19 protein-coding genes are annotated in these 17869 nt (G+C 71.5%); 6 read left to right on the top strand and 13 right to left on the bottom strand.

Annotated features, from left to right (window positions below):
- Positions 1 to 44: 44 nt before the first annotated feature.
- The 4 genes from ACWH43_RS07900 (at position 45) to mog (ending at position 3804) form a co-directional block, all read left to right on the top strand.
- The gene (locus ACWH43_RS07900; protein WP_260347733.1) at positions 45 to 1622 is read left to right on the top strand and encodes a flagellar hook-length control protein FliK; all 1578 of its coding nucleotides are present in this window, start codon (positions 45 to 47) and stop codon (positions 1620 to 1622) included.
- Positions 1619 to 1912, top strand: a complete 294-nt coding sequence (locus ACWH43_RS07895) for an EscU/YscU/HrcU family type III secretion system export apparatus switch protein (protein WP_158446781.1) — start codon at positions 1619 to 1621, stop codon at positions 1910 to 1912. The genes ACWH43_RS07900 and ACWH43_RS07895 overlap by 4 nt, the downstream gene beginning before the upstream one ends.
- Positions 1909 to 3072, top strand: coding sequence for a GNAT family N-acetyltransferase (locus tag ACWH43_RS07890; RefSeq protein WP_158448372.1), 1164 nt, complete (start codon positions 1909 to 1911; stop codon positions 3070 to 3072). The genes ACWH43_RS07895 and ACWH43_RS07890 overlap by 4 nt, the downstream gene beginning before the upstream one ends.
- 198 nt (positions 3073 to 3270) lie before the next feature.
- On the top strand, positions 3271 to 3804 hold the full coding sequence (gene mog, locus ACWH43_RS07885) for a molybdopterin adenylyltransferase (RefSeq protein ID WP_158448373.1): 534 nt from the start codon (positions 3271 to 3273) through the stop codon (positions 3802 to 3804).
- A gap of 120 nt (positions 3805 to 3924) precedes the next feature.
- Here mog and ACWH43_RS07880 read toward each other — a convergent pair whose 3' ends face one another.
- The 11 genes from ACWH43_RS07880 to ACWH43_RS07830 all read right to left on the bottom strand — a co-directional run bounded on the left by ACWH43_RS07880 (position 3925) and on the right by ACWH43_RS07830 (position 14360).
- Positions 3925 to 4311: a response regulator gene (locus tag ACWH43_RS07880; protein ID WP_158446858.1), complete on the bottom strand. Its 387-nt coding sequence runs from the start codon at positions 4309 to 4311 to the stop codon at positions 3925 to 3927.
- A 10-nt stretch (positions 4312 to 4321) separates the two neighbouring features.
- Entirely contained in the window at positions 4322 to 5425 is a 1104-nt protein-coding gene (gene cheB / locus ACWH43_RS07875) for a chemotaxis-specific protein-glutamate methyltransferase CheB (RefSeq protein WP_158446859.1), read from the bottom strand.
- Positions 5422 to 6024, bottom strand: coding sequence for a chemoreceptor glutamine deamidase CheD (locus ACWH43_RS07870; RefSeq protein ID WP_158446860.1), 603 nt, complete (start codon positions 6022 to 6024; stop codon positions 5422 to 5424). Before ACWH43_RS07870 ends, cheB begins: the two co-directional genes overlap by 4 nt.
- The gene (locus tag ACWH43_RS07865; RefSeq protein WP_158446861.1) at positions 6021 to 6899 is read right to left on the bottom strand and encodes a CheR family methyltransferase; all 879 of its coding nucleotides are present in this window, start codon (positions 6897 to 6899) and stop codon (positions 6021 to 6023) included. The genes ACWH43_RS07870 and ACWH43_RS07865 overlap by 4 nt, the downstream gene beginning before the upstream one ends.
- A 4-nt stretch (positions 6900 to 6903) precedes the next feature.
- Complete coding sequence (locus ACWH43_RS07860) at positions 6904 to 8718, bottom strand: methyl-accepting chemotaxis protein (RefSeq protein WP_158448374.1); 1815 nt, start codon at positions 8716 to 8718, stop codon at positions 6904 to 6906.
- A gap of 64 nt (positions 8719 to 8782) precedes the next feature.
- Positions 8783 to 9298 carry a chemotaxis protein CheW gene (locus ACWH43_RS07855; protein ID WP_448153431.1) on the bottom strand — a complete coding sequence of 172 codons (516 nt, stop codon included), beginning with the start codon at positions 9296 to 9298 and terminating at the stop codon, positions 8783 to 8785.
- Positions 9295 to 11556, bottom strand: a complete 2262-nt coding sequence (locus ACWH43_RS07850) for a chemotaxis protein CheA (RefSeq protein ID WP_377785401.1) — start codon at positions 11554 to 11556, stop codon at positions 9295 to 9297. Before ACWH43_RS07850 ends, ACWH43_RS07855 begins: the two co-directional genes overlap by 4 nt.
- An 18-nt stretch (positions 11557 to 11574) precedes the next feature.
- A complete protein-coding gene (locus ACWH43_RS07845; protein WP_158446973.1) occupies positions 11575 to 11934 on the bottom strand; it encodes a response regulator in 360 nt (119 codons plus the stop codon).
- Between the two features lie 5 nt (positions 11935 to 11939).
- Positions 11940 to 12254, bottom strand: a complete 315-nt coding sequence (locus ACWH43_RS07840; protein ID WP_158446974.1) for an STAS domain-containing protein — start codon at positions 12252 to 12254, stop codon at positions 11940 to 11942.
- Positions 12255 to 12336: 82 nt separating this feature from the next.
- The gene (locus ACWH43_RS07835; protein WP_158446975.1) at positions 12337 to 12804 is read right to left on the bottom strand and encodes a response regulator; all 468 of its coding nucleotides are present in this window, start codon (positions 12802 to 12804) and stop codon (positions 12337 to 12339) included.
- Positions 12805 to 12857: 53 nt separating this feature from the next.
- Positions 12858 to 14360 carry a methyl-accepting chemotaxis protein gene (locus ACWH43_RS07830; protein WP_158446976.1) on the bottom strand — a complete coding sequence of 501 codons (1503 nt, stop codon included), beginning with the start codon at positions 14358 to 14360 and terminating at the stop codon, positions 12858 to 12860.
- Between the two features lie 209 nt (positions 14361 to 14569).
- Here ACWH43_RS07830 and ACWH43_RS07825 point away from each other — a divergent pair, with 209 nt between their 5' ends.
- Positions 14570 to 15316, top strand: coding sequence for a superoxide dismutase (locus ACWH43_RS07825; protein ID WP_158446977.1), 747 nt, complete (start codon positions 14570 to 14572; stop codon positions 15314 to 15316).
- Between the two features lie 92 nt (positions 15317 to 15408).
- Here the strand turns inward: ACWH43_RS07825 and ACWH43_RS07820 are convergent, their stop codons facing one another.
- Entirely contained in the window at positions 15409 to 16632 is a 1224-nt protein-coding gene (locus tag ACWH43_RS07820; protein WP_158446978.1) for an MFS transporter, read from the bottom strand.
- 79 nt (positions 16633 to 16711) lie between these two features.
- Here ACWH43_RS07820 and ACWH43_RS07815 point away from each other — a divergent pair, with 79 nt between their 5' ends.
- On the top strand, positions 16712 to 17086 hold the full coding sequence (locus ACWH43_RS07815) for an FtsX-like permease family protein (RefSeq protein WP_260347731.1): 375 nt from the start codon (positions 16712 to 16714) through the stop codon (positions 17084 to 17086).
- Positions 17087 to 17103: 17 nt separating this feature from the next.
- On the opposite strand, the gene ACWH43_RS07810 is transcribed toward ACWH43_RS07815, so the two are convergent.
- Entirely contained in the window at positions 17104 to 17745 is a 642-nt protein-coding gene (locus ACWH43_RS07810) for a TetR/AcrR family transcriptional regulator (RefSeq protein WP_158446980.1), read from the bottom strand.
- Between the last annotated feature and the right edge of the window lie 124 nt (positions 17746 to 17869).

Raw genomic sequence — 17869 nt, 5'->3', positions numbered from 1 at the left:
TTAATCTTTCCTGAGAGGCTGGCGCAGCTTTTCCTGGTCGCCCGATGAATCTCGCCCAGCTCGTCCAGAGCCAGAACCTCGCCAGACTGATGCAGGCGCTCGACGCGGCCGGCGAGCCGGCGGCCGGCCGGACGGTCCAGGCGCGCCTGCTGTCGCTGGAGAGCGACGGCACCGCCACCGCCGCGATCGGCGATGCGCGGATCACCCTCGTGCTGGCCGGGCCGCAGGCGAAGCAGGCCGCGCTGCAGCCCGGCGCCACCCTGGTCCTGCATCTGGAGGCCCCGGACAAACCCGGCGGAGACCTGCGCGCGACCCTCGTCGAGACCCGCCCGCCGGCCGACATGCCGGAGCCCCCGCAAACCCGGCCTGCGGGGCAATCGCCCGCCCTGGCGCAGCCCCCGGTCGCGAGCGGCAGCGCCTCCGCCCCGCCTGCGAACGCCCCGGCGGCCGGGCGCATGCCCGTCCAAGCCCAGCCGCCCGCCTCATCCGCCGGCGCCGCCTTGCCGGACCCTGCCATGACCGCCGCACCCGGACAGGCCGCGCCAGTCGGGACGCCGCCCTCGGCCGCCCCGCCCGGCCCCCTCGCGCCACCCACCGCGCCGGCGGCAGCGCATCCCGCCGAGGCCGGACAGTCGGCGATGCCGGCGCCGGCCTCCCCCCGTGCCGCCATCGGCCCGACGCTGGGTGCGGCGCTGACGAGGCAGGACAGCCTCGCCCCGCTCTTCGCCAATCTGCGCGGCCTCGCCGAGGGCACCGTCGCGCTGACGCTGCCGAAGCCGCTGCTCGGCGCCATCGACCAGGTGCTGCGCCAGTCCTTTCCTGCCGAAAGCCGGACCATGACCGGCCCGCGCCTGCAGGAGGCCCTGCGGAGTTCGGGGCTGTTCCTGGAAGCGCATCTCGCCGGCGGCCGGCCCGCGGTGCCGGGAAGCGACCTGAAGGCGGGCCTGCTGGCGCTGCGCGAGACGCTTCTGTCGCTGGTCGACACCCTCTCGCCCTCCGCCCCGGCAAACCGGACGGAGCGCCCCGCGCTTCCTGCGGACGCTGCGGTGAGTGCTCCCGCGGCGCCGCGCCGCGACGGCCCGCTCGCGGCGCAGCCCGTCGCGGAGCCGACGCTCGCCCCCGGCGAGAAGCCGCTCGCCATCGCCGCCACGCTGCTCGGCCAGACCGAGGCGGCGCTCGACCGGATCAAGCTCGCGCAATACGCCTCGCTGCCGCCCGACGCGCCGCGCCTCGACCCGGCGCAGCAGCAGCCGCAGCGCTGGCTCGCCGAGATCCCCCTCGCCTTCCAGCACGGCACCGCGGTCCTGCCGCTCCATGTCGAGAAGGACCCGCCCCGCCACGAGGCGCCAGGCGGGTCGCCGCCGCTCTGGCGCGTCCGCTTCGCGCTCGACGTCGAGCCGATGGGGCCGCTGCAGGGCGTCGTCACCCTGTGCGGCCGGGAGGTCGGCGTCACGCTCTGGGCGGAGCGCGAGGAGACGAGCCAGCTCCTGCGCGGCGCCGCGCCCGGCCTCGAGAACGCCCTCCTCGACGCCGACTTCACCGCCGGGTCGATCGACATCCACACCGGCCAGCCGCGCGTGATGCAGCCGACCGCCGGCCAGTTCCTGGACCGCCTGTCATGAGCGCGCAGCCGCCGCCCCGCATCGCCGTCGCGCTGGAATATGACGGGCAGAACGCGCCGCGCGTCACCGCCAAGGGCCATGGCGAGCTGGCCGGGCGCATCGTCGAGACCGGCCGCGAGCACGGCATCGCGATCGAGCAGAACGCCGTGCTCGCGCAGGCGCTCTCCGCCGTGGAGCTCGACGACGAGATCCCGCGCGAGCTCTATCGCGCGACGGCGCAGGTCATCGCCTTCGTCCTGCTGATGCGCGGCGAGATCGTGCGCCGCAACCGGGACGGCCTGCGCCGGTGAGCGGCCTCGTCGTCAGGCGCATCGGCCCGGCCGCCTACGAGGCGCTGGGGCCGGTCTTCGCGGAGCTCGCGCGCCACGCGCTCGAGCCCAATCCGCATATGGCGCCGGCGGCCGTCAGCGCCGCCACCGAGCTGGTCGCGCCCGACGACATCGTCGTGCTCTGCGCCTGGCACAGCGAGGCGCTGGATTTCGAGCGGCTGGTCGGGGTCTGGGCGCTGCGGCGCGCACGCGACTGGCGCAGCGGCTTCGTCCCGGTGCTGGTCGCGCCGATCCTGCCGCGCTACGAGGTTTCCTCGCTGCCGGTGGTCGACCGCGACCATGCGCTCGAAGCCTCCCGCGCCCTGCTGCGCTACCTGCTGGCCTCGAGCGACCTGCCCCACACCCTCGCCCTGCCGCTGCTGCCGCTGGAAGGCCCGGGCCATGCGGCGCTGGCGGAAGCCTGCCGCAGCACCGGCAGCGCGATCGCGGTAGCGGAGCGCTGGACCCGCCCGGTGATGGTCCCGCAGCCGGGCGACGATGCCGAGCGCTATCTGCGCCGCGCGCTCGGCCCGGGCTACAAGAAGCGGATGCAGCAGTTGCGCGCGGTGATCAGGAGCGGCGCCCTGACCTTCCGGCGCAGCCGCGGCCAGGCCGCGCTCGAGGCGCTCGACGGCTTCCTGGCGCTCGAAGCCGCCGGCTGGAAGGGCAAGGCCGGCACGGCGATCGCCTGCATTCCGGAAGACACCGCCTATTTCCGCCGGCTCGCCGCGCTTTTCGCCGCCGGGGACGGGCTGCAGATCGACACGCTGCTGCTCGACGGGCAGGTGCTGGCGATGGGGCTCCTGATCGAGAGCGCCGGCCGGCGGCATTTCCTCAAGATCGCCTATGACGAGGCGCAAGCCCGCCATTCTCCCGGCCGGACCCTGACCATCGCCATGCTGCGCGCCGATCTCGACGGCACCCCGCCCGACTTCTTCGACAGCGGCGCGGGCGACGGCGTCGATGCCGGCACCTATGCCTGGGGCGAGCGGCGCGCGATGGGCAACGCCCTGATCGGCATCGGGCGCGGGCGCATCGGCCTGCCGCGGGCGGCGGCGCTCAGCCGGATGGCGCTGCGGCGCCTGCGTGCGCTCCGGCGAGCCCGATCCGCGAAAGCACCCAGCGGCCGAGCGCCGGCTTGAAGTGCATCGTATCGATCCAATGAGGCGACGAGCCGCGATCCGCATGGCGCTGCGCTACAGCAATCGGCCCGAAAAGTGGAATCCGGTTTTCGAGGATACGGTCCGACCGCACAGACAGGGATCGGCCGCTCAGCGGCGGCCCGGCTTGACCGGGCCTGCCGCTTCCCCGAAACAGCGGGAATGGCGGGAGGAGACGGCATGGGCGAAGCGGCACGGATCGGAATCGTCACGGTCTCGGACCGGGCCTCGGCCGGCGTCTATGCCGACGAAGGCGGCCCGGCGATCCGCGACTATTTCGCCAGGGCCCTGGCCTCGCCCTGGCAGGCCGTCGCGCGCCTCGTCCCGGACGACCGCCGGCTGATCGCCGAAACGCTCGTCGACCTCGCCGAGCGCGAGGGCTGCTGCCTGATCGTCACCACCGGCGGCACCGGCCCGGCGCCGCGCGACGTCACGCCCGAAGCGACGGAGGACGTCATCGCGAAGCCGATGCCGGGCTTCGGCGAATTGATGCGGCAGGTCAGCCTCGCCAAGGTGCCGACCGCGATCCTCTCGCGCCAGACCGCCGGCATCCGCGGCAGGACGCTGATCGTCAACCTGCCCGGCCGTCCCCGCGCCATCGCCGAATGCCTCGACGCGGTGATGCCGGCGATCCCCTACTGCATCGACCTGATCGAGGGGCCCTATCTCGAAACCGATCCCGCCGTGGTCACGGCGTTCCGGCCGAAGAAGTAGCGGCGCGGTTCCCTTCAGTCCCCGTCCGCGCCTTGCCCCGGAAGCGAAGAGCCCCGCAGCCGGCGGCCGCGGGGCTCGCAGTCACAAGGGCGCAAGTCGCGCTTCAGCAGGCCAGGACCTTCAGCAGGCCAGGACCTTCCGCACCCGCACCTCGAGGTCGCGCAGCTCGTAGGGCTTCACGACATAGTGGTCGGCGCCGTTGCTGGTCGCCTCGTCCATCTTGTCGACCGAGCGCTCCGAGGTCGCCATGATGATCTTGATCTGGTTGAGCTCGGGCACGGAGCGGATGGCGCGGAGCAGGTCGATGCCGCTCATGCCCTCCATGTTCCAGTCGAGCAGCAGCAGGTCGTAGCGCTTCTGCTGCATCTTCATCAGCGCCTCGCGGGCGTTCTCGGCCTCGTCGATGTCCTGAAACTCGATCTGCTTCAGGAAATAGGTCGCCAGGCCGCGCATGCTCTTCTGGTCGTCGACGACCAGGATGCGGAATTCGCTTCGCGCCTTTGACATCACATCCTCCTTAGACGGTCCGCAGGCCCGGCCTCTCGCCGACCAGTTGCCCGACCGCCGCGCCGATCTGGCCGAGCGGAACCACCCTGTCGGCGGCGCCCAGCTCGAAAGCCGCTTTCGGCATCCCGTTTACCACGCAGGTCTCTCCACTTTGGATTAACGTTTCGGCCCCCGCTCTGCGCATGGCTAACAAACCGTCAGCGCCGTCGCGCCCCATGCCCGTCAGCAGGATGCCGACGGCATGGGGCCCGAGGCTGCGCGCCGCCGAATGGAACATCACGTCGACCGAGGGCGAGTGCCCGCAGACCAGCGGCCCCTCCCGGAGCAGGCAGACCAGCTCGCCGCGCCGCTCCTCGATCTCGAGATGGCGCAGGCCCCCCGGCGCCACCACGGCCATGCCGGGCTTCAGCCGGTCGCCATCCGCCGCCTCGTGCACCGCGAGGCCGGTCGCGGCCGCCAGCCGCGCCGCGAATTTCGCCGTGTAGCCCGGCGGCATGTGCTGCACCACCGCGACCGGCACCCTGAGATGGGCGATGTCGCGCATCACGGTCTGGATCGCCGGCACGCCGCCGGTCGAGGCGCCGATGGCGATCAGCGAGGTCTTTCCGGCGCGCGCCGGCTCCCGCCCCGGCATGGCGGGGCGTGCCGGAGCCGCGGCCTGCGCGCCCTGGCGCGCGGCGGCGAGCGGCCGGCGGCTGGTCGCGGCGCGCTGCAGCGCGGCGACGAGGTGCTTCATGAAGCCCTCGAGCGTGTTGGTGGACCCGTCCGGCTTCTCGATGAAGTCGATGGCGCCGAGCTCCAGCGCCTGGATGGTGTTGTCGGCGCCCGGCCCGCCGAAGGCCGAGACGATCAGCACCGGCAGCGGGTCCTGCTTCAGCACCCGCGCCAGCAGCTTGAGGCCGTGCCGGCCCGGCAGTTCGAGGTCGAGCGTCACCACGTCCGGACGCAGCGCCTGGATCGCGTCCCAGCCCTCCTCGGCGCTGCCGGCGACGCCGATCACCTTGAATCCGGGCGCGGCGTCGATGATCTGCGTCATCAGCTTCTGCATCAGCACGGAATCGTCGACGACCAGAACCGTGACCGTCGCCGCCGAGGAGGCACCCGCGCCGATCATGAGAAGATCTCGACCTCGCCCGCCACGGGCTGGGTCTTGAGCCGGTTGAGATAGGCCATCTCCTGGCCGCTGTCGCGCGCGGTCGGCTGGACGTGCTGGACCCAGGCGCGGCCGGAGGACGGCTGGTAGTGGATGCGCCGCGAGCGCGTGCCGCCGACATCCTTGGAGACGATCGGGATGCCCTCGCGCTTGAGGAACTCGGTGACGAAGGCGATGTTGTTGTCGCCGATCGCCAGCATCGTCGCGCCGGCGAGCACGCGCGCCCCGCCGAAGACCTTGGCCTCGAGATTCTGGCGCCTGGCGCCGCGCTTGAGCAGGTCGTTGATCAGCACCTCCATGGCGGTGTCGCCATAGCGCTCGCCGGCGCTGGGGTCGGCGTTGCCGTTGTTCTTCGGCAGCAGGAAATGGTTGAGCCCGCCGATCCCGGCGGCGGGATCGCGCAGGCAGACCGAGACGCAGGAGCCGAGCACGGTGGCGACGATCTCGTCCTGGGCGGCGGTGATCTCGTGCTCGCCCGGCGCGACGGTGATGATCGTCGCGGCGAAGCGCGGATCGAAATAGCGGCGGGAGGCGCGCGCGGCGCTGCGGGAGACGCTCATGCCGTCCTCTCGTAGATGGTGCGCCCGATCAGGCGCAGATTGGGATGCGGCTGCGGCAGCGATTCCGAATGGCCGAGATAGAGGAAGCCGCCGGGCGCCAGCAGCGTCACGAAGCGGTCGAGGATCGCGGCCTTGGTCTGCGTGTCGAAATAGATGAAGACGTTGCGGCAGAAAATGACGTCGAACGGCCCCTTCATCGGCCATTTCTCGATCAGGTTGAGGTGCTTGAAGGCGATCATCCGGCGCAGCTCCTCGGCGATCCGGGCCTCGCCGCGCCCCGGGGCGGCCTCCAGCCGCATCAGCGGCTTCACATCCGCCGGCAGGCGCTCGAACAGCTCGGCCGGATAGAGGCCGGCCTCGGCCCGCGCCAGGATATCCGTGTCGATGTCGGTCGCCAGGATCCTGAAGTCGAGGTCGCTGCGCGGGCCGATCGCGTCCCGGCAGGCGGCGGCGATCGAATAGGCCTCCTCGCCCGAGGAGCAGGCCGAGGACCAGATGCGGATGCGCCCGCGCCGGCCGGCCCGCTCCTGCACGAGGCGCGGCATCACCTCGCGGCGCAGATGGTCGAAATGGTGGCGCTCGCGGAAGAAGGCGGTGTGATTGGTGGTCACCGCATTGATCAGCTCGGGCAATTCGCCCGCCGCCTGCGGCGTCTTCAGGAAGGCGCAGTACTCCGCGACCGACCCCATGCCGAGCGCCTTGACGCGCCGCGCCAGCCGGCCGCGCGTCATCGCCTCCTTGTGCTCGCGGATGACGATGCCGGCCCGCTCATAGACCAGCGCGGCGATGAACTTCATGTCGTCGCGCGTCAGCGTCACGTCGCCGCCGACCGCCGGCGCCGGAGGCAGGGCCGGGAAGAGGTTCGGGCGCGACATGGCCTCAGCTCCCCGCGCGGCGGCCGAGCCGCTGCCCGCCCGAGGCGCCGCGGCGCGAGGCGGCCGGCGAGGCCGGCGCGAATTCGGAAGCCGGGGCGCGGCGCACCGGCTCGAGCAGCACCGGGGCGGCGGCCCCAGTCCGCAGCCCGGCGACGAGCTCGCCCAGGGCAGCGACCTGCCCGGCGAGCGCGCCGGCGGCCTCGGCGCTGCGCTGCGCCAGCGCGCCGGACTGGCGGATGCCGCCGTCGATCTCTCCGACGCCGCGGCCCATCGCCTCGACGCCCGTGACTTGCCCGGCGGCCTCGGCGGCGATGCCGGCCACCGTCGCGGAGACCTTTCCGACCGCTCCGACGATGCGGCCGAGCGCTTCGCCGGTGTCGCGCACGCAGCGGACGCCTTCCGCCACCTGGCCGTTCGCGGTGGCGATCAGCCCCTTGATGTCCTTGGCGGCCTGGGCCGAGCGCTGCGCCAGGGCCCGGACCTCGGAAGCGACCACGGCGAAGCCCTTGCCGGCATCGCCGGCCCGCGCCGCCTCGACCGCGGCGTTGAGCGCCAGCAGATTGGTCTGGAAGGCGATCTCGTCGATGACGCCGACGATGTCGGCGATGCGCGTCGAGGAGGTCTCGATCCGCTCGATGGCGTCGACCGCCTGGCCGACGACGGCCTGCCCGTCCTGCGCCACGCCCATCGTCTCGTCCGCGAGAGCGGTGGCCTCGCGCGAGCGCTCGGTGCTCTGCCGGGCGGAAGCCGCGATCCGGCCGGCCACGGCGGCGGCCTCGGCGAGCGCGCCGGCGGAGCGCTCGGTCCGCGCCGCGACGTCGCCCGTCGCCGCGGCGATCTCCTCGGCGACCCGGCCGGCCTGCCCCGCCGTCGCCTGGATCCGGCGCACCGTCTCGCCGAGCCAGTCCAGCGCGTCGTTGAAATCATGCTGCAGCGCCGCGAGGCGCCCGCGATAGCGCCCGGTCATGCGGCGCGACAGGTCGCCCTGCGCCAGGGCGCCGACCACATCGGCAACGTCGGCGAAGGTCTGCTCCGCCACCGCGCCGAGCTGGTTCATCCCGGCGACGACCTCGGCGAGCGCGCCCTCCCGCGCAGCGACGGCAACCCGCTGCGAGAAATCCCCCTCCAGCGCGGCGGCGACCGCCTGCTTCACCGCGGCGGTGGTGGCGAGCGCCTCGCTCAGCTCCTGCCATTCCACCGCCGTGCCGGCCTCGGACCGGCCGGTGGCGGCGACGGGCGTCAGCGTGAAGCGGATGCTGCGGCGCCCCAGCGCCATCTCGACGGGCAGGCCGGTGGCGCCATAGCCCTGCTCGCCCTGCACGCGCTCCATCACGCGGCTGAGCATGTCCTTGGCCGAGCAGCCCGGAAAGGCGGCACGGAAATCCTCCTGCGCCTCGCCGAAGAAGCGCAGCAGCGCCTTGTTGACATAGACGACGCGGCCTTCCTCGTCGCAGATCATCAGCTTGGAGCCGGCATGGTCGAGCGCGCTGCGGATGCGGCCGGCCTCCAGCACCCCGTCATGGAGGCGTTCGAGCGCCTCGGTGAGCCCGGTCTCCCCGCCGGCGCGGGCGGATGCGGCGTCGCCCTGCCCGGCGAGCAGCCGCGACAGGGCCTCGCGGACCGGGCCGAGCGGGCGCGTCGCGCCCCAGGCGGCGAGGCCGCCGAGCAGCGCGACGGCGGACACCGCGCCGATGCCGGCGGCCGGCAGGCCGTGGGATGCCGCCGCATAGCCGAGGCCTCCGGCCAGCAGCGCCGCGCCGGCGGCCGTCAGCGGCTGGCTGGTCGTGAGATGCGAGAGAGGGCCGAGGGCGTTGCCCATTCAGTCTGGTCGTTTCTTGGTCTGGCCCGCTCTCTCACGCTACGCCGGGCTGGTCGCTGGAAGGTCAGGCTGCGGCGCGGGCGGCGCGGGTCTGGGCATCGACCCCGCCGTCGCGGATCACGGCGGCGAGATCGAGCAGCGCCACGATGTCGGTGTCGAGCAGGACAAGCCCCTCGATCAGGCCGTGCTCGTCGCGCTCGAGATCGGGCGCCGGGCGTACGGCCGAGACCGGCACGTCGACGATGTCCGAGACCGAATTGACCAGCAGGCCCGCGGTCTTGTCCTCGACGTCGACCACGACGATGACATGGGTCGCGGTCGCCTCGGTGACGCCGATGCCGATCGCGGTGCGCAGATCGTAGACCGCGAGGATGACGCCGCGCAGGTTGAGCACGCCGCGCACATGCGGGGCCGCATGCGGCAGCGGCGTCGTCGCCTGCCAGCCCTTGATCTCGCGGACCATGCCGACATCGATGCCGAAGGTGCGGTCGCCGACCTTGAAGGTGACGATCCGACGCGCCGCCGCTTCAGGCTGCGCCGACGAGAAGTGCTTTTCGCCGATTTGGAGTGTCATGGTCATCCAGCCATCTTGAGGTCAGATTGTGGAACCCGGTCGCCCGAGGCGGCGAGCCGCAGCATGGAGTCGATATCCAGGATCAGCGCGACGAGGCCGTCGCCGAGGATGGTCGCGGCGGAGGCACCGTTGACCGTGCCGTAATTCGCCTCGAGGCTCTTCACGACCACCTGCTGCTGGCCGACGATCTCGTCGACCGCGATGCCGACATTGTTGCCGCGCTCGGTCTCGGCGATGATGACGATGTTCTCGTCCGTCGTGCCCATCGAGCCCATCACCTCGCCGAGCCGATAGAGCGGCGTCACCTCGCCGCGCCAGCGCAGCACCTCCTGGCCGAAGGGCAGGCGCTCGATCGGCGTCGAGGCGAGATGCTGGGTCTCGATCACCGAGGCGATCGGGATGACGTAGCGGTCGTTGCCGCAGCGGATCACCATGCCTTCCAGCACCGCGAGCGTCAGCGGCAGCGCCAGCGTGAACTTGCAGCCGCGGCCGGGCTCGGAATCGACGCTGATGCGCCCGCCGAGCGATTCGACGTTGCGGCGCACCACATCCATGCCGACGCCGCGGCCGGAGACGTCGCTGACCTGCTCGGCGGTCGACAGGCCGGCGGCGAAGATGAGCTGGTCGATCTCCTCCGGCGCGAGCCTGGCGTCGTCGTCGACGAGGCCGCGCGAGCGCGCCTTGGCGAGCAGCTTCTCGCGGTTGATGCCGCGCCCGTCGTCGGTGACGGCGATGACGATGCGGCCGGCGCGGTGCTCGGCGATCAGGCGGATGGTGCCTTCGCGCGGCTTTCCGGCCTCGGCGCGCTCGTCCGGCGTCTCCAGCCCGTGATCCATCGAGTTGCGGATCATGTGGGTGAGCGGGTCGGCCAGCTCCTCGATGATCGTCTTGTCGACCTCGGTGTTCTCGCCTTCGAGCACGAGGCGCACCTCCTTGCCGAGCGTCTGCGCCAGCTCGCGCACGAGGCGCGGCATGCGCTGGAACACCGCCTTCACCGGCTGGGCCCGCACGGCCATGACATGGTCCTGCAATTCGCGCGTCTGGCGCGACAGGGTCAGGATGCCCTCGGCCGTCTTGGCGTAGACGTCGTAGGGCAGCGAGCGCACGCACTCGACCAGCATCGACTGGGTGATGACGATCTCGCCGACCAGGTTCATCAGCTTGTCGATGCGCTCGAGATCGACGCGCACGCTGACCGGCTGGCGCTGGCGGGCGGACTGGTCGTTGACCGGTGCGCGCAGCGGCGGCGTGCGCAGCACGGGAACCGCCGCCGCGACAGGCTCCGGGGCAGCAGCGGCCGGCGCCGGCTGGGAAGCCGCCTCGTCGCGCGCTTCCGGCGCGGGACCGAGCTTCGCCAGGATGGCGGAGAGATCGGCCGCGACGGAGTTCGGCACCTCCGGCTCCGCGGCGGTCTCGGCAAGGTCGGGCTCGTCCTCCGCCGGGGCGATCTCGAACTCCTCGCCGCCGAGGCTGAAATCGATGCGCCCGTGCAGCTCCTCGACAGAGAGCTCCGTGTGCAGATCGACGTCGAAGCGCATCCAGCAATCGGTGACGTCGAGGCTTTCCAGCGGCGGCACCTGGCTCAGGTCGCAGCGGACCGCGACGATATCCTCGGCCGGCAGCGCGCCCAGCACGACGCGCGGCTCGATGACTCGGCGGAAGAGGTCGGCCTCGGGCGCGATGCGCAGGCGCAGCGCGCGGCCGGGCCGGGCTTCGGCGGCGGCCGGGACGTCAGCCGGAGCCGGGCCGGCGGGCTCGTCGTCCCAGCCGTCATCCGCTGCGGCTGGCGCCGCGCCGGAGCCGGCCTCGACCATGGCGAGCAGGTTGCCCAGCGCCGCGACGCCGGGAGGCGCGTCGGCAGGGGCCGCGGCCGGCGCCCGCGGCTCCGCCTGCAATTCCTGGCCGACCTGCTCGAGCGCGGCGAGGAGGTCGGGCCGCTCCACCGCCGGCTCGTCGTTGCGCGCCGCCGCGACCAGATCGGCCACCGCGTCCGAGCAGCGCAGGAACAGCGTGAAAGGCGCGTCCTCGATCGCGACGCGGCCCGACCTCAGATGGTCGAGCGAAGCCTCGAAGACATGCGAGAACGCGACCAGCTCGGTGCAGCCGAAGGCCCCCGCCCCGCCCTTGATCGAATGGATGGCGCGAAAGGCCGCATTGACGTCCTCGGGATCGTTCGAGCCCTCGTCGAGCGCCTGGAGCTTCTGCTCCAGCGCGCCGAGGAGCTCGTCGCATTCCTGGAAGAAGGTCTGCTTGAGTTCTGCCAACGGATCCATCGGCCGGCCTCAGTTCTGGTAGCGCGCGACGAGGCCGAGCAGCATGTTGGGCTCGAACGGCTTGACCATCCAGGCGCTGGCGCCGGCGCGGCGTCCCTCGGCCTTGATCTCGGCGCCGTTCTCGGTGGTCAGCACGATGATCGGCGTGTTCTGGCCGGTCGGGCGCGAGCGGCAGGCGCGCGTGAACTCGATGCCGTCCATGATCGGCATGTTCAGGTCGGTGATGACGAGGTCGGGCTTGAACTGGTCGAACTTGCTGAGACCCTCCTCGCCGTTCTCGGCCTCGGCGACTTCGTGGCCGGCGTTCCGCAGGGTGAGGCTGAGCAGGCTGAGCAAGGTCTTGGTATCGTCGATGGCCAGGATCTTCATGCCTGTCACTCCAGAACGAGGGGGCTTCGCGCGGCATCGAAGCCGATCGCCCGCAAGGATTCGCGGCAGTCGGAGGACGCCGCCAGGAGGGTGACCGACAGCCCGCGCGCGACCGCGCTGACGGCGGCGGAATGGAGGAGCTGGACCCAGAGGCTCGGCAGCGGGCCGGCCTGCGCGCATTCGACGGCGATGCTTTCGTTCTGCTCCAGGGCGACCAGGAGCTGATTGCGGAAGGAGGCCGCCTCGGAGCGTCCGAGGAAGGGCGGGAGCGAGACGGTGATGACCATGAAGACGCGACCCTGGATGATGCCGGCCAGCATCGCGCCAGACTGGTAAAAATTTCCCTAAACGCCGGGGTCCCGCATCAATCATTCGGGCAATTCGGCGGCAGGCGGGACGCCCTCAGAAGATGGCGTTGCTGATGGCGCGCGGCACCAGTGTCACCACCCCGTTCGCCTCCCGGTATTTGCGCGGCACGTTGATGATGCCGGAGAGGTGGAGCCACAGATTGTTGGGCGAGATCGGCTTGGTGATGATCTCGTGCGCGCCGAGCTTCGCCGCCTGGACCACCGAGCGCTTGTCCGGCCGCTCCATCATCACCAGCACCGGCGCCTTGGCGAAGGGCGAGGTGCGCTGCGAGCGGATCGCCGCGAGGCATTTCGGGCCGCCGCCATCGGGCAGGTCCCAGTCGAGGATCACGATGTTGGGCTGCTTCTGGATGAAGATCGCGGCGGCGGAGGGCAGGTCCGCCGCCTCGAAAATGCGGTGGAGCTGCGCCTGGTACAGCATGGTGCGGATGATGCGCCGGTAGTGCGGGCTGGCGTCGACCAGCAGCACGGAGAGGTTGGGAAAGGACGGCGCGATATGCATGGCGCTGACTCGAAACTCACTCACTCGACCCGACGGACGGCCCCGGCGCGGCGCTACACCTTCAACCCGATGCGGAAGCCGCCCCAATGCCGGCCCCGGACCAGGATCGGCGCCGAAAGGTCCTCCATCACCAGGAACTCGCCGCCGCCCATGTCGCGCCGGTAGCTCTGGAGCAGGAAGGGCTTGCGGTTGCGCGCCGCCGCGAGCCCGGTGCGGTCGTCGAAGATGCGGCGGTTGCGGCAGTTGGCGTTGTTCCAGACCGGATCGCTGCCCTGGGCCTGCGCATATTTGCGGTTATGCGTCGGCAGGAAGCCGTTGCGGTCCACCGCCGCGCAGAAGACGATGCGGCCGTTCGAGGCCAGGAGCTTCTCCTGGATCGGCGGCAGGAGCCGGTCGGTCAGCGCGACGAAGCGGGTCAGGTATTGCTGCGGATCGGAGCCCGGCACCGGCGCATAGGTCTCGTCGAACAGCTCGGCCATGCCGATCTCGCCGCGGGCCAGCGCCTGCTCGAACAGGGCGGCGATGGCCGCGGCCGTCTCGGTCGCCGCCGCGATCAGCTCGGACTGCGGGGTGCGCACGCCCGAACCGGCGATCGCGCCGAGGATGCCCTCGCTGATCGCCACCAGGGCGTCGGTGCGCTGCGCCGCCCGGTCCAGGCTTTCGGTCGAGCGGTCGACCCCGGCCACCAGCCCGGCGAGGTCCTGCCCGGCCTTGGCGCAGGCGGCGGCGTTCTCCTTCGCCGGCTGCGAGATCGCCTCGATCTCGCCGATGAGCCCGACCACCGAGCGGCCGAAGCTGTCGAGCTCGCCGATCTGCGACGAGATCGTCCGGCTGCCCTCGATGGCGCGCCGGGCGGTCTGGGCGTTCTCCTCGCTGCGCCGGGCGAGCGTGTTGACGGCGTTCACCAGCAGGTCGAGCTGCGCCGCGCTCGCCGCCGTGGCCTCGCGCGTCTGCTCGGCCAGCGCCTTCACCGCCGCGGCGATGACGGCGAAGCCGCGGCCGGCCTCGCCGCTGCGCGCCGCCTCGACGCCGGCATTGATCGCCAGAAGCTGGATCTCGCGGGTGATCGCCTGGATCGCGTCGCTGGAGACGCGCGCCTTGTGCGCGTCGCTGACGGCCTGGGCGAGCGCCTGCGACATCGCCTGCGCCCCTTCCGACAGCGCCTCGATGTCGCTCTGCGCGGCGTTGAGGCCGAGCTTGACCGAGCCGGTGACGCGCTCGAGCCCGCTGCGCACGGCCGAGGCCGCTTCCTGCGCGCCCTCGGCCGCCCGCCGGATCGTGTTGTTGGCCTGCGAGACCTGGTCCACCGCGCCGACGACGCGGCGCAAGCCGGCGGTCTGCCCCTCGAGCTGATGGCTCACATCGACGATACGGCCGGCGACGTCGGTGATCTCGGCGTCGAGCTTGCCGAAGCGCTCGGCGATCTCGCGGACGGCACGCGCCGCCCCGCTCTCGGCCGGAACATCCTCGTTGGCCGGCCGGAGCGCGGAAGGCGCCGGAGCGGCCGGATCGAACTCGTGCGGTAGTCCCTCGGCCTTGAGAGCCTGTGCCTGCATGGCGCGATCCCTGGCTGGATTCCTTCCGGAACGTAGCCAAACGCGGTAAACTGGCGGTTAAGGGCGCGCTGCGCGGCCATGCCGCAAGAAACAGCGCCGGCCGCGGGAACATCCGCCGCCCCGGCACGTCGTCATCACGACGATCCGGCGCGGCGGAACCCGAATGCCGCAAGCCCGCCGCGAACCCCGACCTGCAGGAGAGATGCGCCATGACAGCAGCTTCCGTGATCTCGCGCCGCAGCCTGTTCGCCCTCGGCGCGGGCGCCGCCCTCGCCGCCTCCGCGCCGAAGGCCTGGGCGCAGGCGGCGGCCCCGGCCGCGCCGGCCGGCCCCTTCACCCTGCCCAAGCGCGCCTACGAGGCCAATGCGCTCGAGCCGCATATCGACGCCGCGACGATGGACATCCATTACAACCGCCATCACGCAGCCTATGTCGCGGCGCTCAACGCCGCCGCCAAGGACAATGGCCGGATCGCCAAGGCCTCGGTCGAGGCTCTGCTGGCCGAGCTCAACCATCTGCCGGAGAGCGTCCGCACGGTCGTCCGCAACAATGGCGGCGGCCACGCCAACCACACCATGTTCTGGGAAGTGATGGGCCCGAATGCCGGCGGCGCGCCCAGCGGCGAGGTCGCGGCCGCGATCACGCGCGACCTCGGCGGCTTCGACAAGTTCAAGGCCGATTTCGAGGCGGCGGGCCTCAAGGTCTTCGGCTCCGGCTGGATCTTCGTCACGGTCGACAAGGCGGGCGGGCTCGCCCTGCTGCCACAGCCCAACCAGGACAGCCCCCTGATGAGCGGGCGCAAGGTGCTGTTCGGCAACGACGTCTGGGAGCACGCCTATTACCTGAAATACCAGAACCGCCGCGCCGACTACCTCAAGGCCTGGTGGAACGTGGTGAACTGGCCGAAGGTCGAGGAGCGCTACGCCGCCGCCAGGGCCGGCAAGCTCGCGATCTGAGGGCTCTTGGGCCTTCCATTCAGGAAGCGCGGGTCATCCCGGCTCAAGCCCGGGATGACCCGCATGTTTTCGACGGCAGCGCGGTCTGCTCCCTAATGCCCGACCTTCGCGCCGCGCGTCCCCTCGCTGAGGCGCGGCAGGAACCAGGCGAGCAGCCCGATCAGCGGGATGAAGGAACAGAGCTTGTAGACCATCTCGATGCCGAGCCAGTCGGCGACGGTGCCGAGCAGCGCCGCCGCGAGGCCGCCCAGCCCGAAGGAGAGCCCGTAGAAGAAGCCGCCGACCAGCCCGACCCGGCCCGGCAGCAATTCGAGCGCGTAGATCAGGATCGCGGCGAAGGCGCTCGACATGATGACGTTGATCACGATCGTCAGCACGCCGGTCCAGAACAGGTCGGCATAGGGCAGGACCAGCGTGAAGGGCAGCGCGCCGAGGATCGAGAACCAGATGATCTTGTTGCGGCCGATGCGGTCGCCCAGCATGCCGCCGCCGAGCGCGCCGGCCGCCGAGGAGGCGAGGAACAGGAACAGCATCTCCTGCGAGTGCTGGATCGAGACGCCGAACTTGCCCATCAGATAGAAGGTGTAGAAGGAGGTGAAGCTCGCCGTATAGGCGTTCTTCGAGAACAGCAGCACGATCAGGATGGTGATCGCGAAGGCGACCGAGCCCCGGCCCGGCCGCGCCGTTGCGGCCTTGGCCACGCCGGCGGGCTTCGGCGGCCGCGCCCGGTCGAGCCTGGCATAGCTCGCCGCCGTCCAGACCATCAGCATCATCGCGACCAGCGCCGCCACCGAGAACCAGGCGAGGCTGGCCTGCCCGCGCGGCACGATCACGAAGGCCGCCAGCAGCGGCCCGAGCGCTCCGCCCGTCTGGCCGCCGACCTGGAAGATGCCCTGGGCCAGCCCGTGCTGCCCGCCCGAGGCATTGCGCGCCATCCGCGTCGCCTCGGGATGGAAGATCGAGGAGCCGATGCCGACGCAGGCGGCCGAGACCAGCAGCAGGCCGTAGCTGCCGGCATAGGCGAGGCCGATCAGCCCGGCGAGGGTGAAGCCCATGCCGACCACCATCGAATAGGGCATCGGATGCTTGTCGGTATAGAGCCCGACCGCCGGCTGCAGCAGCGAGGCCGAGACCTGGAAGGTCAGCGTGATCAGCCCGATCTGCCCGAAATCCAGCCGATACGCCTCCTTGATGATCGGGTAGATCGCCGGGATCAGCGACTGGATCATGTCGTTGAGCAGATGCGTGACGCTGAGCGCGATCAGCACGGGCATCATCGCGCGCTGGGCTGTGGAAACCGGGGCCGCGGCTGTCATGGGGAGCGATCTTGGCTGAGTCGGACGGTCGGAAGCTGGCTTACGGTTCCTCCTAGACGATCGCATCCCCTGCGACAATTTGAGCGTCCCACGCCCGGAGGGAAGCTGCCATGCGCGCCACACGCGGCTTGCGCCGGCCGCCAGGCCGGCCGAGGTGCTGGTCTCGCTCTACGGCGCGCTCGGGGATATCCGCGCCATCCTCGTCGTCGCCTCGGCGCTGAACACCGTGCTGATCTTCGCCTCGGTGCTGCTGCTCCTGCTCGCCGTCGCGGGGCTGCGACGCAGGCGCCATGCCGTGCTGAGGGCGCTCGGCGCGCCGCGCAGCTATGTCATGCTGGTCGTCTGGCTCGGGGTCGCGCTGATCACGCTCGGCTGTCTCATCGGCAGCCTGTTCGCCCTGCTGCCGGCGGCCCTCTCCTATCGCCAGCCCGTGGTGGCCGGACTGCGCGGATAAGGCAGGCTGCCGAGGCGTCAGCCGGCCAGCATCTGCCTGATCCCAGCGGCGCAGAACTGCGTCAGACGCCCGAGCAGAAGCTCGGCATGGCCATCGGCCGAAAGCGCGCGACGCTCCTCGTCGAGGCGCGCGGCACGGTCGCCCGCGGCCATCGTCATCACCAGCGCTCCCACCATGAACAGATAGGCATCGACCATCGCCCCGCGCGAAGCCTGCGGATAGAGCCGCGCGAAGGCTGCGAAGAACGCCGTGGCGGTCGGATCGAAATGCTCTGCCAGGACGCCCCGTGCGGATTCGCGCGGATCGACCGCCTCCCGCGCCGTCATCAACGCGAAGGCCGCGCCCTGCACGCCCTCGGCGAAGCGCTGCCGAACGGAAGGACCGATGAAGGCCTCGACCACGGCGCGGATATCGGGCGCGGGCTCAGCCATCGCCTGCGCCAGCGCCCTCCCGCGCGCCGAGGCCAGCGCCTCCGCCCGTCGCGCGAAGACGGCCCGGTAGAGCGCTTCCTTCGAGCCGAAATAATAGGAAAGCTGGGACAACCTCACCCCGGCCGCGGCGGCGAGATCGCGCATCGAGGCGCCGTCGGCGCCGCCCCGCTCGGCGAACATCCGCTCGGCTGCGTCGAGAATGCGCTCGGGCGTCGGCGCCGCTGCCATCGAATCCCTCCTGCGCAGCGCCCCTGCCCTGCGTGATCGGCTCTTACCAGAAAGCGCCTTCTACGCTATTGGTCGGACGTTCGTCCAAATTCATGCCGCAAGAGCAAATCGAGACGGCAGGAGG

This window comes from Allobosea minatitlanensis (genome assembly GCF_964020775.1).
The sequence above is the reverse complement of the archived record's forward strand: the minus strand, read 5'-3'. Positions and strand labels throughout refer to the sequence as shown.